13 protein-coding genes are annotated in these 17,616 nt (G+C 65.0%); 6 read left to right on the top strand and 7 right to left on the bottom strand.

Annotated elements, in window-relative coordinates:
- Positions 1-32: 32 nt before the first annotated feature.
- Both ACN6KF_RS14940 and ACN6KF_RS14935 read right to left on the bottom strand, forming a co-directional pair.
- Entirely contained in the window at positions 33-2,426 is a 2,394-nt protein-coding gene (locus tag ACN6KF_RS14940; RefSeq protein WP_434957594.1) for a glucan 1,4-alpha-glucosidase, read from the bottom strand.
- Positions 2,423-3,256, bottom strand: coding sequence for an ROK family protein (locus ACN6KF_RS14935; protein ID WP_434957593.1), 834 nt, complete (start codon positions 3,254-3,256; stop codon positions 2,423-2,425). Before ACN6KF_RS14935 ends, ACN6KF_RS14940 begins: the two co-directional genes overlap by 4 nt.
- 333 nt (positions 3,257-3,589) lie before the next feature.
- On the opposite strand from ACN6KF_RS14935, the gene ACN6KF_RS14930 reads away from it, so the two are divergent.
- Positions 3,590-3,754, top strand: coding sequence for a DUF1127 domain-containing protein (locus ACN6KF_RS14930; RefSeq protein ID WP_082979645.1), 165 nt, complete (start codon positions 3,590-3,592; stop codon positions 3,752-3,754).
- 211 nt (positions 3,755-3,965) lie between these two features.
- Here ACN6KF_RS14930 and ACN6KF_RS14925 read toward each other — a convergent pair whose 3' ends face one another.
- Together ACN6KF_RS14925 and ACN6KF_RS14920 are read right to left on the bottom strand one after the other, a co-directional pair.
- Complete coding sequence (locus ACN6KF_RS14925) at positions 3,966-4,178, bottom strand: hypothetical protein (RefSeq protein WP_434957592.1); 213 nt, start codon at positions 4,176-4,178, stop codon at positions 3,966-3,968.
- On the bottom strand, positions 4,175-4,891 hold the full coding sequence (locus tag ACN6KF_RS14920) for an aldolase (RefSeq protein ID WP_434957591.1): 717 nt from the start codon (positions 4,889-4,891) through the stop codon (positions 4,175-4,177). The genes ACN6KF_RS14925 and ACN6KF_RS14920 overlap by 4 nt, the downstream gene beginning before the upstream one ends.
- 199 nt (positions 4,892-5,090) lie before the next feature.
- Here ACN6KF_RS14920 and ACN6KF_RS14915 point away from each other — a divergent pair, with 199 nt between their 5' ends.
- From ACN6KF_RS14915 to ACN6KF_RS14905, 3 genes are all read left to right on the top strand, one after another.
- On the top strand, positions 5,091-8,255 hold the full coding sequence (locus tag ACN6KF_RS14915) for a hypothetical protein (protein ID WP_434957590.1): 3,165 nt from the start codon (positions 5,091-5,093) through the stop codon (positions 8,253-8,255).
- Entirely contained in the window at positions 8,252-9,922 is a 1,671-nt protein-coding gene (locus ACN6KF_RS14910; RefSeq protein ID WP_434957589.1) for an SWIM zinc finger family protein, read from the top strand. Before ACN6KF_RS14915 ends, ACN6KF_RS14910 begins: the two co-directional genes overlap by 4 nt.
- A gap of 409 nt (positions 9,923-10,331) precedes the next feature.
- Positions 10,332-12,176, top strand: coding sequence for a reverse transcriptase family protein (locus ACN6KF_RS14905; RefSeq protein ID WP_434957588.1), 1,845 nt, complete (start codon positions 10,332-10,334; stop codon positions 12,174-12,176).
- Between the two features lie 40 nt (positions 12,177-12,216).
- Here ACN6KF_RS14905 and mbfA read toward each other — a convergent pair whose 3' ends face one another.
- The 3 genes from mbfA to ACN6KF_RS14890 form a co-directional block, all read right to left on the bottom strand.
- Positions 12,217-13,170 carry an iron exporter MbfA gene (gene mbfA, locus ACN6KF_RS14900; RefSeq protein WP_434957587.1) on the bottom strand — a complete coding sequence of 318 codons (954 nt, stop codon included), beginning with the start codon at positions 13,168-13,170 and terminating at the stop codon, positions 12,217-12,219.
- 74 nt (positions 13,171-13,244) lie between these two features.
- On the bottom strand, positions 13,245-13,820 hold the full coding sequence (locus ACN6KF_RS14895) for a Yip1 family protein (protein ID WP_434957586.1): 576 nt from the start codon (positions 13,818-13,820) through the stop codon (positions 13,245-13,247).
- An 81-nt stretch (positions 13,821-13,901) separates the two neighbouring features.
- Positions 13,902-15,065, bottom strand: a complete 1,164-nt coding sequence (locus ACN6KF_RS14890) for a dihydrodipicolinate synthase family protein (protein WP_434957585.1) — start codon at positions 15,063-15,065, stop codon at positions 13,902-13,904.
- A gap of 448 nt (positions 15,066-15,513) precedes the next feature.
- Here ACN6KF_RS14890 and ACN6KF_RS14885 point away from each other — a divergent pair, with 448 nt between their 5' ends.
- Complete coding sequence (locus ACN6KF_RS14885; protein ID WP_434957584.1) at positions 15,514-16,572, top strand: LacI family DNA-binding transcriptional regulator; 1,059 nt, start codon at positions 15,514-15,516, stop codon at positions 16,570-16,572.
- Complete coding sequence (locus ACN6KF_RS14880) at positions 16,572-17,615, top strand: Gfo/Idh/MocA family protein (RefSeq protein ID WP_434957583.1); 1,044 nt, start codon at positions 16,572-16,574, stop codon at positions 17,613-17,615. Before ACN6KF_RS14885 ends, ACN6KF_RS14880 begins: the two co-directional genes overlap by 1 nt.
- Position 17,616: the final 1 nt, after the last annotated feature.

The following is a 17,616-nucleotide window of genomic DNA, read 5'->3' as shown; positions in this document are numbered from 1 at the left end:
GGGCAAATACATTCGAGGAAGTTGCGCTTTTTCTACCCCACCGTCACCCGATAGTCCTCCTCCAGCCAGGGGCCGCCGATCGGCGCGAGGCGGAAGCGGATCTCGGCGCCATCAGGCAGGGTCGAGGTCGGCAGGTCGAGCACATGGAGGGACAGGCCCGCATCATGGGTTCGGCCTTCGTCATGGCTGGCCCAGCCGTCGAAGCTCCAGCGAATTGCCGAAAGGTCGGCGAGTTCGATGCGCAGGACCTGGCCGGGGGCAATGGCTCGGCGCTGGTGGTTGAGCCGCCAGAAGCGGCGGTTGCTCGTAATCTTGCGCTTCAGATAACGCTCGACCGTCTGGGGCGGGGTGTCGAACACGGCCCCATCCCGCAGCGAGCGCAGCAGCTTGATATGCTCGCCATGGGCCCAGACCAGCGGCATGGCGCTGCCGGTCGGCTTGCCGAGGAAGAGTTCGTGCTCCGGCCGGTCGGCGCCGTCCCAGATCTGTTCGGGCAATTGGCCGCCAGGCCCCGCCGAGGCTTCGAGCGCTGCCAGCAGGCGCCGGGCCTCTTCAGGCCTGCCGGCAGCGAGTTCGTAATGGGCGCGTTCACCGGTCAGGAGCGGCCAGAGCCGGCCGACGCCGGTGCCGTCGAAGGCAGAGCCGTCCTCATGCTCGCCATAGCCGTCATTGTTGTAGCGATACCAGCAGGGGCCGCTGGGCAGATCCTTTTTCAGGAGATGATCGATCGCCTTCACGGTCGCCACCATGCGCGGGTCGTCGGCGGCACGCAGGCCGAATCGCACCAAGGCGAGGGCGTCGGGACTGAGAAGCATCTTGGCGCTGAGCACGGCCTCCTGGGCGGAGCGGTTCTTGATGGCGACATTGCCGCCGAGGCCCGGCCCGTCCTCGGTGTCGCCGGGGCCGATGCGGACATAATAACCGGGAATGCCGAGCGCCCTGGCAAGGTCGGTATCGCTGGCAAAGGTCCAGTCGTCGATTTCGGCATGCCAAGCGTCGGCCGTCTCGCGCAGCAGCGTGGCGGCATCCGGGCGATCCGCCGCGTCCATGGCGTCGGCAGCGGCGAGCAAAGCGGCGATTTCGACGGCAAGCGTGAAGGGTGAATAGCCGGCGTCCTCTTCCCAGCGATCCTCGTCGGTGACCGGCCCGTTACGCAGCACGAAGCTCGCGGCGCGCTCCACCATCGGTACGAAGCGCCTGGCATCGGTGGCATCGAGACTGCCGGCCCGCACGAGCATGTCGTAGAGCAGGATGGGGAAGGCGGTCTCGTCCATCTGGATGCCGTCCCAATAGGGATGGCCGTCGGTCCAGTTGTTCTGGGCCCAATGGCCGTCGCCCTCCTGGATGGCGGCGAGATAGTCGAGGATGCCGCGCGCATCGGCCGGGCTGCCGGCCGCCAGGAACCCTCCGGCCGTCTCGACGAGGTCGCGCGGCCAGATCAGGTGGTAGCCGCCGAGATCGTTGTCACCCTTGTTGTAGCCCCAGGGCGTCGACAGGCTGGCGATGGCGCCGCCCGTGAAGGCGCCGGTGCGATGGGCGGCAAGCACGGCGGTGCTGGTGCGGTAGCTGGTGCCTCGAGCGGGGCTGATATGGTCGAGATCCTCGAGGCCCGCCTGCCAGCCCTGCCAGATGGTGCGCACGCGCCGGCGCGCGGGCTCGAACCCTTGCTGCAGGCTGGCGATGGCGTTGAGAGCCGCTTCCTCCGGCCTGAGGCCCAGGCCGAGGCTGAGCAGCACACGGCCCTGGCTGCCGCGAAGGTCGAGCGTGCCGCTCAGCGCGACATTGCCATCCTCGGCGCGGAGCCAGGCGGGGTTGACGCCTTCGCCTCGTTTGAGGGTCTGCCAGCCGTCGGAAAAACCGACATAGCCGGCCGAGCGGGCCTGCCAGGGAACCGAGGCGGCGAGGGCGAGCGAATAACCGTAGCTGCCGCTGGCCATCAGCAGGCCGTGCCCCTTGTAGTCGTCGACCCAGGCGGTGTTGTGGCTGCCCTGGTTGACGAGGTGCGGCGACAGCAGCACGTGCAGGCCGTAATCCTCGGTCTCGCCCTTTAGAGCCTCGAATCGAATGTCCTGCAACAGGCTGTCGCGGAAGGGGTCGGCCAGCACAGTCTTGCTGATGCGATAACGCCCGTCCTGCGCCGTGTTGACGAGTTCGAAGATCGGGATGCCGTCGCTCTCCATGCGGATGTCGCCGTCGGCGTCGCGCTTTTCTTCGGAAAAATAGTCTGCCGCCGTGACCAGGAGGCCGCAATCCCTGATGCAGGCGAGGTCGATGCGCGGATAGTAGATCTCATTGAGGATGCCGTGGCTGAGGGCGAACCAGACACGGCTCGACGCGGAACCGGCAGTGCCGATGCCGCTCTTGGCGGCCGAGGTCCAGCGTGGCTCGACGCCCGGGGCACCGGGGGGCGGATTGGTTTCGCTCATGCCTTGCCCTTTTTGCCGATCGATTCGGCCTTGCGGGGTGGTCGAGACTTGCCGGGAGGCTTGGTCTTGCTGGAAGGTTTAGCCTTGCGGGGCACCGGCGCTTCTTCGGATTCGTGGAAATTCTTCAGGCGCCAGAGCGCCGCACCTCCGTCGAGGCCGGCATCGTTGGAGCCGAGCGTGACGTTGGCCGGTAGCGCGAGTTTCACATGCTTGGTGTTGCCGCCGCCGAGATAGAGGTGGTCATAGTGGAACAGCACGAAAAGCACGTCGATGACATGCTTCAACCGCTTGTTCCAGCGCTTGTTGCCGATCTTCTCCCGTGCTGCCTCGCCGATATAGTCGTCATAGGTCTTGGAGCGGGTAATCGGGTGGTGGGCCAGCTCCATATGCGGCATCAGCTCGCCGTCACGGAACACCGCCGTCCCCGCTCCGGTGCCCAGGGTTAAGGTAAGCTCGATGCCCTTGCCTCTGATCAGGCCGAGGCCCTGGACTTCCGCATCGTTGATCAGCCGTATCGGCTTGTCGCCGAGCCGTGCCGAAAGTTTCTGCCCGAGCGGGAAACCGTCCCAGCCATCGGGAGCAAGGTGGGGGGCGGTGAGGACGCGGCCATGCCTGATCACGCCAGGAAAGCCCACCGAGATCCGGCTATAGGCGGGAAGGGACGCGACCAGCTCCGCCAGGGTCTCGACCAATAGATCGGGCGGGCAGGGATGGGGCGTGGCAACGCGCACCCGTTCTCCTTGCATCTGGCCGTCCGGATTGATGATCGCCGCCTTGAGGCCGGTGCCTCCAATGTCGATGGCGAGGATGTCGGATGTCTCCTTGGCCACGGGCAAGCTCCCTGATTGACGGCGACCCCAGCCTTACTGGGCTTCGTCGATGGAAAGGCGCAATTGTGGCTGGCTTGTGTTGCCGGCTTTATTTTGGTGGCGATCCTACCAGCTTGGTTACCCCTGCGGCAATTCGGAGGCGGAATCCGTCCCCGTTTGGGCGCCGGCATTCGATTGAGGCGGAATGTTGCCCTATTGCTAAGCGCTATGCACAAAATCCATGCAAGCGCCGCATACCGGGCATACGCGCCGGTCTGTGCGATTTTTTACCGTGCGGTGCAAAAGAGGAGTATATGCACTGCAACAAATCAATCTCTTCGGAAAGTAAGTGTCATGGTTCTCTTCGGTTTCGTCTCTTCGATCGCTTCTCGTTTCACGGCCTATCGCAATTATCGCCGTACCCTTCAGGCTCTCTCGGCTCTCGATGACCGTGAGCTTGCTGATCTCGGCATCTTCCGCGGCCGTATCGAGGAAATCGCTCGCGGCGCTGCTCGCTAATCGAGCTTAGCATCCGTTACGGAATACAAAGCCGCCGGGATGATTCCCGGCGGCTTTTTCTTTGTCCTTGCTTGAGCCGGTTCCCCAGGAAATGCAGGGGCGCTTATGCTGCACTTGCGAAAGGAAGGGGATAGCGTACCTCTTGGTTATACAGAGGCATCCGTAGGGCCATCCGCGCTCAGCGCATAGCTCACGCAGCGCAGAAGTGATTCTAGGAGGCTTGCTGGCGTTCAAACCAGGCCAAGGCCGGTTCGGCCTCGGTAAACTTGACCTCCTCGTCCAGCTTCACCCGCTCACCACCCTTCTGTTCGAAGAGCCGGCCACGATAGAAAGTGGCAACGCCGCCCTCGGTAAGCGGCTTGTCGAGCTTCCACAATTCTGCCCGGCCGTTCTGGCGGATACGCACCCAGCGTAGCGCCGTCACAGGCCGTTGATCCGCATCAGCGCCTCGAAATGCAGCTTGGCCTGGTGGTCGAGGACATCAGTCCATTCGCGCGCCGTGCTCTCGATGACCTGCTGTGGAATGAGCTTGAGCGGCTGGCCGGTCGACATCGCCAGCACCTGCTGGCGGCACGCGCGGTCGAGGTAATAGAGATCGTCGAAGGCGGTGGCGACGGAGGGGCCGCCGACGATGACGCCATGATGGGCCAGGAAGACGATATCGGCCTTCTGGTCCGACTTGGCGGAACTGGCGATGCGCTCGCCTTCCTTCTTGCCCGAGGCGAAGCCGCCGAATTCATCGTTATAGGCAGTTCGGCCGTAGAAGCGGGCCGCCGTCTGATGCGCCATTTCGAGCCGCCCCCCCTCGATCATGGTCAGGCTGGTGGCCCAGGGCATATGGGTGTGCAGCAGGCAAAGATGACGTGGATTGGCGCGGTGCCCGGCAATGTGGATGTTGCGCGCGGTCGCCTCCAGCTCGCCTTCGCCCTCCAGGATCTGCCCCTGTCCATCAACGAGCAGAAGATCGGCCGGACGCATTTCCGACCAGTGGACACCGTAGGGATTGAAGAGGTAGCGCTCGTCGGCACCCGGGACCTGCACCGAGAAATGATTGCAGATGCCTTCGTTGAAGTCGAACTTCGCGGCAAGGCGGAAGGCGGCCGCGAGTTCGCGGCGGAAGACGTCGATATCAGGCATTGCATTCGTCCGATCACGGGATGGTAAGCTTTCTTATCCCGTGCCGGCGGGCTGACCGCAACGGCCATGATGCCGCGCTGAAGGTGCCGCGCGCACTTTCCGGCAGTGTTTCCTCGGGATCGCCTGATGCGCGCAGCCGATTGACGCCGGAGGCGGAACTTGCCACACCTTCATCGAAGAATGCATCCATGGGGTGGTAATGAAACTCGTCCGTTCTGTCCGCCTATGGATGAAAGAGGGGACATCCGACAAGATCTACGAGGTGGATCTCGTCGATCTCGAGCGTCAGCAAGTCGAAGAACGTTATCTGGTCAATTTTCGATATGGCAGGCGTGGGGCGACGCTGCGAGATGGTACGAAGACACCTTCCCCGGTCGCGTTGTCATCGGCAGAAAAGCTTTATGACAGCGTCGTCATTTCGAAGGTGAATGACGGCTATCGCCGCATGGGCGAGGAAGCCAAGCCTGTGGCGACCTCCCAAGCGCCTGGTGAGGCGCCGGTGGGCGGCCGCGATGGCGAGTTACTGAACCAGCTCGCGTCCTGCCTGCGTTCGCCCTGGCCCGCCAAGGAGCGCGATCGCCTGTTCTGGCGCATCGGCGTTATCCGTCTGAGGGCCGCCTGGCCGCAGCTCGCGGCCATGACCGAAAAGCTTGGCCCAAACGAGGCGAGCTACAGCCTGGTGCATGCCCTGGCGCGCTGCGGCGGCCCGGATGCGGCCGGGCTTTTGGCCGGGATCGCCGAGACCAATATCAGCGCGATAACGCGCGACTATGCCGCCTACGCTCTCGCCAGCGATCTCCTCGGTCCGGCCCGGCAGCCGCCGCGCCTTGCGCTGTCCAGGGCCGGCAATGCGGCGCAGGCTGCGGCCATCGAGGCCGCCATCGCCGCCGCCGACGGCCATGCCCTGGTCGATACGCTGCTTGCGGTGGCAGCGATGCAGCCGGGCTTCGCCAACCAGTTCCTGATTGCCCTTGCCCATCGCGCGCTCGTCGATGCCGCCGCCCGCAAGGCCCTGCTGGCGGGGCTCGCCGCCATCTCCGCCCGGCCTCCCTTCGTGCAGGTGCTGCGGCGCCTGTTCAAATATGCCGACCTCACCGATGATGGTCCGCTTTTTGCGGCGACGGCCCGCCAGTTCGAGCTGGCCTCGCCGATGTATCGTTATGCCTATCGCGGCCAGGTCTGGCTCCCGGGCGAGCGCAAGCCCCTGAAGCTCAGTGAGGAGCAGGCCAGCGCCACGCCGCGCGTCGCGCTGTCGGAACAGACGCTGCTTTATTTCAAGCGCCGGGCCTGGCGCAGCCTGCGCAAGCGCGGCGAACTCGGCCAGGACGCTTTCACCGCGATGGCGTGCGAGCTGCTGCTGGCTTTCAGCGATGCCGATGGCGAGAAGGCCTATGAGCAGCAGCATTTCGTGCAGGTCGACGGGCGGTATCAGCGGCGCACGCTCTATCATCCGGCCCTGCGGCGGATCTGGAGTCTTGGCCAACTGCTTCACCGCAATCAACCCGGCGTGCGCTTCCGTCCCAACAGGCTGAGCTTCTCGGTTGCCGACGAAGCGGGTGCGGATGGGCGCGGGGAGGCGTTTCCGGCGTTGTGGGACACCCAGCCGCAGCGCCTGCTGCGGGTGGCGGCAGGGGCACGCTACCAGGCCGCGGCACTCTTTGCCGTCCAGGCCCTGCAGGAAGGGCCGGCGCGGCCGGCGGCGATGGATGCCGCAGCGATCCCTGACCTGCTGACCTCTCCCTATATCGAGGTGCTGGGCCTGGCGGTATCATTGGCGCGCCGCCTCGTCGACGATGACAAGGCCGATGCCGCCTTGATCGCGGCCCTGATGCAGGCCGACCTCGCCGAGGCCCATATGCTGGCGATACGGGCGATCGCCGCGCGTCCCGAATGGCCCTGGTCCGAACCGGCTTTGGCATTGGCGGCCCTGCTCACCACGCAGGCGCGCATGCAGCAGGCGAGCCGCGATTGGCTGGAACAGCGCCCGCCGAGCCGGCAGCAGCGGGTCCGCCTGACCGAGGATTTCGCAGCCTGGCTCGGAACCTTGCCGGTCGAACCGGACGAGTGCCAGATCGTCGGCCTGCGCTTTGCCCTGTCTTTGCTGCCTGCTCTATGGCCCGCCCATGACTGCCCGCTGCCCCCGGCCGCAATCGAGGCATTGACGGGCCACAAGGCCAGCGTGGTGCAGGGGGCTGCGATCGAACTGCTCGCCGTTACGCCGATTCGCCCTGGCGAGCTGCCGCGCCCCTTCTGGGATGCCGTCCTCGCAGCCGAATCGCTGCCGGTGCGGTCCGCCTCCATGCGCCTGCTCGCCCGGCTCGAAGACGCTGAACTCGAAGCGCAAAGCCAGACCATCCTCGCGGCCGCCACCGGGGCCCACGCGGATCTGCGCGCGGCGGCCCGCCCACTGGTGGCCAGGCTTGCTGCGCACAATCGCGGCTTTGCCGAGGCTCTCAGGGACAGGCTGATCGATGGCCTGTTCCGGGCCGAACCCTCCGACGGGCATGCGGCCGATATGGTCGAGCTGTTCGCCGCAAGCCTGCCCGATTTTCTCGCCGGCATCGATACATCGACGCTCTGGCGGCTGTTGCAGGCACGGGCCAAGGGCGCGCGGCTGCTCGGCACCCGGGCGCTCACGCAGAGCGATGCTTCGCGCTTTTCCGTCAAGCAGCTTGCCCGGCTCGGCAATCATCCCTTCGCGGCGGTGCGCGCCTTCGCCCTCAATGCCTTCGAGACCGACCAGGCCCGCTTCCTGGCAGCGCCCGAGGATGCGGTGCTGCTGGTCGAAAGCGAGTGGGAAGACATACGCGAGCCCGCTACACGGCGGCTGCTGGCCTGGCCCGATGGCGCCTTGCCGGCCGCCGCATTGGCGGTGATGGCCGATTCCACCTCGCCGGCCGTGCAGGAGAGTGCACGCCAATTGCTGCGCCGGAGCCTCGATACGGGCGATGCCTGCATGGTGCTCGCGCGCGTGCTCGAACATCCCTCGGGCAGCTTCCATCTCTTCGTCACCGAACTGATCACCGGACAGAGCCTTGCGGATCCAACCTTGTTCGCGACCTTCCTGACGCAGGCCCGCATCATTCTGATGCAGATCAATCGTGGCCGGATCGCCAAGGACCGCGTGTTCGCAGCGCTCCGGCGGGAGGCGCTCGAAAGCCATGAAAGGGCGCAGGCGATCTGGCGCCTCTTACATGATTTGACCCTCAGCGCTGTTGCCAAGGACCGGGCGCCGGCGCTCGCCATCCTCACCGAGATTGCCCGCCGGTGGCCGGATATCGCCTTGCCGATCGCCCAAGCCCCGATTCGTTTTACACCGGCCCGTCTGGCGGTTCCTTCAGCCTCGCAGGAGAGCGCGGCATGAATTTCGTCTACCGTTTTCTCGGCGAAAGCCGCGCCAGTACAGATGCGGGGGCGTCCATTTTCGGCTTCGCGCCCGATACGCTGCGCCAGCCGACCTTCTTCACCGGGAAGGTCGCGCGCCACCTCGCCTTTCGCGAGGCGATCTCCGCGCTGCACCATGTCGTGGTGTCGGATCTCAGGTTCAAGCCGCGCGATCGCACGGCCTATTTCGAATGGTTGAAGCAGAACGAGGCGGCCTTGCTGGCCGAGGCGGCCACCCGCCGCGAGGAACTGAAGCCGCGCATCGAAACGCTGCAAAAGCGCATTCGCACGCTCGATGACGAGAGCCAGCGCTTGATGAAGCCATTCTTCACGGCGCGGCAGGCCTATTTCAACTATCTCTACAAGCAAAATCGCGATGCCTGGATCGTGCTGGATCCGGTCATCAGCGTGCATCCGGACGAGATCTTCTTCGAATGCTTCAGCCTGGATGAGTCGAGCTATGGGCGCCTGTCCTGCGATCACGACGTGTTCGAGCAACTCGGCGAGATGGAGTTCGGCACCACCAATATCGACTACAGCCATGCGCTCTATGACGAATTCCAGAAGATCAGGACCTATCGCGACACCACGCTGAGCATCGATCCGTCCGGCTTCGAAGTGCAGACCGCCGACGACAACAGCTTCCGCGAGGAGAAGATCGAGCTCCCCGATAGCTGGGTCCGGGGCTTCCTGCAGGTATCGAGCGCCATGACCCTGCCGGCGCATGTCTTTGACCTCCATCCGATGGATCTCGCCAATATCCTCACCAGCCTCGCGCGCCGGAAGGAACGGGTCGGCCCCCGTTCGCTGCGTTTCCTGCTCAAGCCCGATGCGCCGGTGGAGGTCCTGGTCGAGCCCTGGGGCGAACGCCTCACCTTTCGGCGCTCGATCTATCGGGGCCGGGAAGGGGGCGAGATCCGGATCTGGGGCCGGCGCCGCCTCGCCATCCTGGAACGGGCGCTGCCGCTTGCCCGCAGCGTGCGCGTGCACCTCACCGGCACGGGGCTTCCCTCTTTCTTCGTGGTCGATTTCGGCGGGATCCGCTTCACCCTCGGCCTCTCCGGCTGGACGGCCAATGACTGGTCCTCGGCCGGTCAGTTCGATCTGCTGGCCCCCCGCCACAAGGTGGATGCCGATACGGCCCGGCGCGTATTCGCCGCACTCGGAGACCGGCATGCCGCGCCGGCGCGGGACCTCGCCCGTGACCTCGGGCTGGAGGAGGGTATCGTCCAGGCCGCTCTGGCCGCCTATACCCAGGCGGGGCGGGTGATGTTCGACCTCGACAAGGGGGTCTATCGCCGGCGCGAACTCACGCGCGAGCCCCTGGCGCTGTCGGAACTGCGTTTCGCCAGCGAGCAGGAGGCCAACGCCGATCGCCTGGTCGAGGCCAATCTCGTCACCATCGCCGGCGTCGACCGCAATCAGGGCCGCCGCGTCGTCACCGGCACCGTGCTCGACAACGCCCGCAAGGAGAGTGTCGCGCTCACGATCGACGCTGACGATCGCCTGGTCGAGGCACGCTGCAGCTGTCATTTCTACGGCCACAACAAGATGATGCGCGGGCCTTGCGAGCACATGCTGGCGCTCAGGCGCATCTTCCATGCCGAGGTCGAGGGCGTGGCCCAGGACAAGGGGGGTGCGGCATGAGGCTTCCCTTGTTTACCGAGCCGTCGCCAGGGACGGCGCGCCGTCACGTTGGAGCTTTCTCACCGCTGTGCCGCCGGGAACGGCGACATGGCTTGAAATCGGTGAGCGGATGCGCTTACCTCACCTATCGGAAGGGCGCGGGCCGGTCAGGACCTTGCAACCCGGGCGGCGTATCGCCGTCCTTGCAACATGACCGTTCACGCATCACTGGCCCAATCTTCACTGGGCGGGGACTGCCTACCGGTGCGCTATTGCAGATTGGGTTCCTTGAACCCAATAGCGCACCGGTAGGCGTCCCCGCTTCGAGTGGATTGATCCAGTCCTTGGATGAGACGAAGGCAGCCCGGCCTGCGCCCCTTCCGGTTCCCCGCGCCGACGCGTTCCTTCGTCCCCAATGGCGGGAGGCGACGTGAACCAGACCGTCGCACCGGGAAGCCTGACCCGGCAGGAACTCTATGACCGCATCCGCGAATCGTCCAAGGACGAGGTCATTCTCGAAGAGATGATCCGGCTCGGCTTCTGGCCGGATGGCACGGCCGCGCCGAGCCCGGCGGCCGCAGCGATACGCGAGCGCGGCGAGGCTCTGCGCGAACTCGGCGAGCTTCAGCGCCAGAACGCCCTGTGGAGCGATCCGGAGCGGGCGATCAAGGAGATGCACAAGCGCCGCAAGGCCGAGGCCCTGGCACGGCGGGCCGAGACCAGGCGCCGCCATGCCCAGGCCCGGCAGGACCGGGCTGAGGCTTGGCATCTGCGGCGCCAGCGCGAACTGCTTTATCTGGGGGAGGGCGTCTCCGCCGGTCTCAGCGCCGATCCGATCAGGCGGCCGCTCCTGCCGGGACTACCCGATATCGCAGATGCCAAGGCCCTGGCGGACGGCATCGGTATTCCCCTTTCAGAGCTGCGCTTTCTCACCTTCAGTCGCAAAGTCTCTTCCGTCAGCCATTATCAGCGTTTCCGTATTCCCAAAAAGACTGGTGGAGAGCGCCTGATCTCGGCGCCGATGCCAAGGCTGAAGCGGGCGCAATATTGGGTGCTCGACAACATCCTCGCTCGCGTCGGCCTGCACGAGGCGGCGCATGGTTTCGTGCCCGAGCGTTCGATCCTCACCAATGCCCGCAACCATGTCGGCAAGGACGTGGTTGTCAATCTCGACCTCAAGGATTTCTTCCCGACCCTCACCTATGCACGGGTGAAGGGCATGTTCCGGTCCCTAGGCTATGCGGAAAAAGCAGCGATCCTGCTCGCGCTGCTCTGCACCGAGGCGATGGTCGACGAGGTCCATCTCGACGGCGAGCGCCATTTCGTCGGCGACGGCAGTCGCCTCTTGCCCCAGGGCGCGCCGACCAGCCCCGCGATCACCAATGTCATCTGCCGCTATCTCGATCGCCGGCTGGACGGCCTCGCCAACGAACTCGGCTTTACCTATAGCCGCTATGCCGACGACCTTACTTTTTCGGGCTCGGGCGAGGCGGTGCGCAAGATTGGCACCTTGCTGAAGGCGGTGCAGAGCATCGTCACCGCCGAGGGCTTCACCGTCCATCCCGACAAGACCCGCATCATGCGCCGCTCGGGGCATCAGGAGGTCACGGGACTGACCGTCAACGAACGGGTCGCCGTTCCCCGTCCCTTGCTGCGCCGCTATCGCGCCGTGCTGCAGCAGGTGGAAAAACACGGTCCGGCTGGCCGCCATTTCGGTCCCGGCAAGGATGTGGTGCGCTCCCTGCTCGGCTTCGGCCAGTTCGCGGCCATGGTGGATCCGCAGCAGGGTGCCGCCCTGCTGGAGCGCGCGCGCCGCATCGCCGCGGCGTATGCCGTCCCGGCTGCAAGACCGAAGCAGCCGGGCGGTGCAGTGGCTTTCCGCGCCGCCGCCGCGGCCGGGCGCGCGCCGGCTGGCCATCATTGGTTGCCGGCGGAAAGGCCAGCGCCGGCTCTCGATCCCGTATTGGCGGCTCTCGCGCGCGAAGAGGCCAGGAAGGCCGAACAGGCCCGGCGTCAGGCGGAAGCCCGGCCTGCCGTGCAAAGTGCCCTGCGGCGGCCTTCCGCCGAGACGGCGGCGTCTTCGGTGGGCCAGACGGCGGACCGGCGGGAGACACGCCGCGAGCCGCCAGCCGGCAAGAGGCCGCGCTTCACGCCGCAGCGCCTGCTGGTGATTGCCGCGATCCTGATTGTCCCCGCCCTCATCCCGGTGATCGGGCCGTTTATCAGCGGCATCGGCCTATTCATCTATCTGCGCTGGCTGTGGAAGCAGGGTTGAAGACAGAGCGGCTACAACGATCGTTGCCTTCGCCCTGTCCTCACTGGCTGCCGATCAGGATGCCAGTGAGCAAAACCAGGATGCCACCGAGGACCACCTGCACGATCGCCGAGGTAAAGGGCGTGGCCATGAAGCGGGTGCGGATCCAGGCGATGGCGATGAGCTCCAGCACGACCACGCAGCCGGCGACGCCGGTCGCCACCCAGAAGTCGGGGATGAGGTAGGGCAGGGTGTGGCCGAGGCCGCCCACGGTGGTCATCACGCCGCACGCGGCGCCGCGCACCCAGGGATGGCCGCGCCCGGTGATCTCGCCGTCGTCCGACAGGGCCTCGGTCAAGCCCATGCTGATGCCGGCGCCGATCGAGGCGGCCATGCCGACCAGGAAGGCGTCCCAGGAGTTCAGGGTGGCGAAGGCGGCGGCGAAGATCGGGGCGAGAGTGGAGATCGAACCGTCGATCAGCCCGGCCAGGGCAGGCTGCACGATCTGCAGCACGAAAAGGCGCCGGGAGGTTTCTTCCTCGCTGCGTTTCTGATCGGCCGGCAGCTTGGACTCCAGCGTCTCGGCCAGGCTTTCGTGGCGCTTTTCTTCTTCTGCGAGATCGGCCAGCAGGGTGCGGATTTCGACGTCATGGGCCCGTTCCGCCGCCTTGGCATAGAATTGGGCGGCTTCCAGCTCCATGGCCTCGGCCTGTTCGCGCACCGCGTCGATGCGCAGATTGTCGAGCAGCCAGATCGGGTTGCGCTTGAGGAAGCCGCTGACATCCTGGCGGGTGATATAGGGCAGGGTATCACCGAACTTGGCTGTATAGGTCTCCAGCAAGCGGTGGCGATGGCCGTGCTCTTCTTGTGCCATTGCCTCGAAGATCTTGGCGGAGCCCGGAAAATCGGTGCGCAGGCGATTGGCGAACTGCAGATAGATGCGCGCATCCTCCTCCTCGTTGGAGATGGCGAGCGCGAGGATCTCGGCCTCGTTCAGGTCGGCAAAGCGTTTCATGGCGAACTCAGATTAGAATGGTTCTAAATTAAGTTCCTTCTATCCCTCTCCTCGGCTTGTGTCGAGCCCAATCCCTATCCCGGGAAAAACGGGGGCACGAACAGCCACGCCAGCACAGAACCCATCAGGAAATTGAGAAGAATGCCGATCAACACCACTGCAATCGTATAGATCGGTACCTTCAAGACCGGCGCTCGCGTCAGCACTGGAATGCCGGTGAAGAGGAGATGGACGCTGTAGAGGCCGACGATAGCAAACAGTCCCAACGCCGGAATGACGGTGAAGACGTTGGCGAGCCACGCTGCGGTCATGCTGTAGGCGGCAAGTTTGAAGGCGCCGAGGAAGTCGGGTCTGCCGCCGAAATGGGGAGCCAGGCGGTTGATGACGATAGCCATGGCATGGAGCATGGCGAGGGAAACGAGGTAGCGCAGGACGGCCAGGCAGAGGCCCGAGGCCAAGCCGATGCGCAGACCGCCGACGCCGATCAGCGAAGTGCCGATGAAGCCGGCAATCGGGCCGATGGCGGCGAGATAGAGCACATAGTTCCGATAGATACGCTCGACGCTGGTCGCCTCGGCAGCGATATTTCGCCATTCGGCTGACGGCGACAGCAAAAGGTTCCGCGCCCGCGCCCCGATGTCCATGACCATGGTGATGACAACTCCGATCGATCGCCCTTTGCATAGCACGGGGCGCGGCGCCGTCATGGTCCGTCGCAGGTGCTTGGAGAGTTATCCAATACCGTTCAGGGCACAGAGCAGCTTCATGCGATGGGCCGCTTTCTCGGGATCGATGAGGAGCTGGGCCTTGTCGGCCAGGCGGAAGATATCGGCGTAATGCGCGATGCCGCGGGCCGACTCGGCGCCGCCCACCATGCGGAAATGCGACTGGAAGCCGTTGAGCCAGGACAGGAACACCACCCCGCTCTTGTAGAACTGGGTCGGCGCCTCGAACAGGCGGCGCGCCAGCGTCACGGTGGGATCGAGAATGATGCGATAGCCCTCGGCGTTGCCCGCCGCGAGGCGGTCCATCGCAGCGGCGGCCGCCGGCGCGATCGGATCGAAGATGCCCAGCAATCCATGCGAGAAGCCCTGCAGGTCGCCCTGCATCAGTTCGGCATAGTTGAAATCGTCGCCGGTATACATCGCCACGCCCTCCGGCAGCAGCCGGCGCATGGTGATTTCCTTGCTGGCGTCGAGAAGGGAAATCTTGATGCCGTCAATCTTGCCGGCGTGGCTACGGATCAGTTCCAGCACCGTCTGCATGGCGGGCTCGAAGGCCTGCGAGCCCCAATAGCCTGCGAGTGCCGGGTCGAACGCTTCGCCGAGCCAGTGCAGGATCACCTTGTCGCGTGTCTGCTCGATCAGCCGTCCATAGACGGTGAGGTAGTCGTCGGGTCCCTTGGCAAGGCGGCACAGGGCCCGGCTCGCCATCAGGATGATGCGTCCGCCATGCTTCTCGACATGGGCGATCTGTTCCTCATAGGCACGGATGACGTCGTCGAGCGTGGTGGCGGTTTCAGGGGTGAGCTGGTCGGTGCCGGCCCCGCAGGCCAGGTCCGCACCGGGCATGCTGCGAGCTTCGGCCAGCGAGCGCTCGATCAGTTCGGCGGCGGCGGCCCAGTCCAGGCCCAGACCGCGCTGCGACGTGTCCATCGCCTCCGCGATCTTGAAGCCGAGCCCCCATAGATGGCGGCGAAACCGCAACGTCGCTTCCCAATCGATGGCGGGGCTGCGCCAGGGGTCGTCCAGCCGCCGCGGATCGGCGACGACATGGGCGGCTGCATAAAGGGTGCGTGGGAAATTGCCGGTATGGACGAGGGGATAGGGGGAGGAGGGGCCATAATGATAGGCCTCCAGGCCGCCATCGACAGTGGGCAATATCAGCGCGCTCATCGGCCTCTCCTCGTTCCTCTCTCGTCCGGCTTCTTCGACGCCCAGCAGAATTTCCCGATAGTGCTCCTTCGTGGGCACTCTCGGGAAATTCTGCAAGCCTTTGAAATCCCGCGAATTCCTTCTGGTCGAGCAGGGACTCGACCGGAAGGAATTCGCTTGGGGCACTTTTCGCCCGATGGCTGGGTCCTGGCGGGGAATCTGCTGCAAAGCAGGATCCGACACATCGTCCCAAGATACTGGCAAAAAGTGGCCATGGCGTCGCGGCCTTGGGAATAAGCATGTCAATTAGAACGTTCCAAAGTCAAGAATATTTCATTGATGAGGATATTTATCCTTTCATTTCAATGGGTTCTTGACCAAGCGAAAGCGGTATTGACATGGATGTAGGAACGTTCCAAAAATATAGATCACTGGCCCGCTTCAAGAGGCCAGCCGAGGGAGCGTGAGGATGGGCGGAGGCAAGCGCGGCGTAAGCCGGGCCACGACGATCGTCGATATCGCCAGGGCGGTCGGCGTGTCGAAGTCGACCGTGTCGCTGGTGCTCAAGGACTCTCCACTCGTCAAGTCGGCCACACGCGACCGCGTCATGCGGGCCATCGACCAGCTCGGCTATGTCTACAACCGCTCGGCTGCGAGTCTGCGCACCGCCCGTTCGAGTTTCGTGGGCATGGTGATCTCCGATCTGATGAATCCCTTCTTCACCGAGCTTGCGGTCGGCATCGAGGATGGGCTGCACAATATGGGCTTCGTGCCCATCCTGGCCAACACCAACGAAGACGTCGAGCGGCAGACCCGTGTGCTGCAATCCCTGCGAGAGCACGGGGTCGCCGGCATCATCATGAGCCCGGCTCGCGGTACCGATGTCTGGTCGCTGGCCGAGACCCTGCCGCGCTCCCTGCCGATGGTGCTGACCATGCGGCGGGTCGAGGGCAGCACCTTGCCCTATATCGGTCCCGACAACCGCACCGGCTCGCGCGAGGCCGTAAGTCACCTCATCAATCTCGGCCACCGCTCCATCGCCTTTCTCGGCGGCTTCGGCACCATGACCACGCAGAAAGAGCGCATTTCCGGCTATCAGGACGCCCTGATCGCCGCTGGTCTGCCGCTGCGCGGCGAACTGATCTTCGAAGCGATGCCGACGCGCGCCGGGGGCGCCGAGGCGATCGCCGCTGCCCTGGCGAGTGCCCACAAGCCGACGGCCGCCTTCTGCTACAACGACATCGTGGCGATGGGGGCCACCCGCGCCTTGGGCTTGCGCGGCATCCGCGTCGGCACCGATTTCGCGGTGATCGGCTTCGACGATATCGTCGAGGCCGAGCACAATGCGCCCCCCCTCACCACCGTCAACGCCGATACCAGGGTCATGGGTACCCGCGCGGCCCGCAGCCTGCTCGGCCTGATCGATGGGGCCGATCCGGAGGCGATGTCCTTCATCGGCACGACCCGTCTGGTGGTGCGTGAATCCTGCGGCGCTCATGGACATACTATCTTGAAGGAGACGGCATAATGGCCCAGCCAACGTCGGGTAAGAACGTGGCAGCTTCAAAAAGGGGCTTGCGCTGGGGGATCGTCGGCGCCACGACGATCGCCAAGGAATGGATGATCGGAGCGATCCGCGAAACCGGCGGCGAAGTCGTCAGCGTGATGTCTTCCGATGCCGAGCGCGGCAGGGCCTATGCCAAGGCAAACGGCATTCCCCATTCGACCCGGAGCCTGGCGACGCTGCTCGCCAAGGATATCGACGCCGTCTACATCGCCACCACCAACGAGAAGCACAAGGCGCAGACCTTGGCGGCCGCCAAGGCCGGCATCCATGTGCTGTGCGAAAAGCCGCTTGCCCTCAAGCTTTCCGATGCGCATCGGATGGTCGCCGCCTGCAAGGAAGCCGGCGTCGTCATGGCCACCAATCACCATCTGCGCAATGCAGCGGCGTTCCGCGTCATGCGCGATGCCGTTGCTACGGGCCGGATCGGCAAGCCGTTGTTTGCCCGGGTCTTCCACGCTGTCTATCTGCCGCCCCATCTGCAGGGCTGGCGCATCAAGGATGCCAAGGCCGGCTCTGGCGTGGTGATGGACATCACCGTGCACGATGCCGACACGCTGCGTTTCGTGCTCGGCGAAGAGCCGGTAGCGGCAACGGCCTTCACCCAGCAGGGTGGCATGGGTGGTGCCGGCATCGAGGACGGCGTCATGGGCGTGGTGCGCTTCGAGAGCGGATTGCTGGCGCAGTTCCACGACGCCTTCACCACGGCCTATGCCAATACGGGCTTCGAAGTGCACGGCAGCGAAGGCTCTCTGATCGGTACCAATTGCATGACGCAAAAGCCCGTCGGCGAAGTGGTGCTGCGCAATGCATCCGGCGAGCACAAGCTGCCGTTCGAGCCGGAAAACCTCTATGTCCGCAGCGTCGCCAATTTCCAGAACGCCGTGCGCGGGAAGGGCACGCCATCGGCCACAGGCGAGGACGGTATCCGCTCGATGGCGCTGGCCCTGGCCGTGCTGAAATCCGCCAAAACAGGCCGCGAAGTCGCTGTCGAGCCGGGGCTCTGAT

The sequence above is a fragment of the Labrys methylaminiphilus subsp. lupini genome, from assembly GCF_051161885.1.
In the GTDB taxonomy this organism is placed as follows: Bacteria; Pseudomonadota; Alphaproteobacteria; order Rhizobiales; family Labraceae; genus Labrys.
This window is presented reverse-complemented; position numbering and strand designations above follow the sequence as displayed.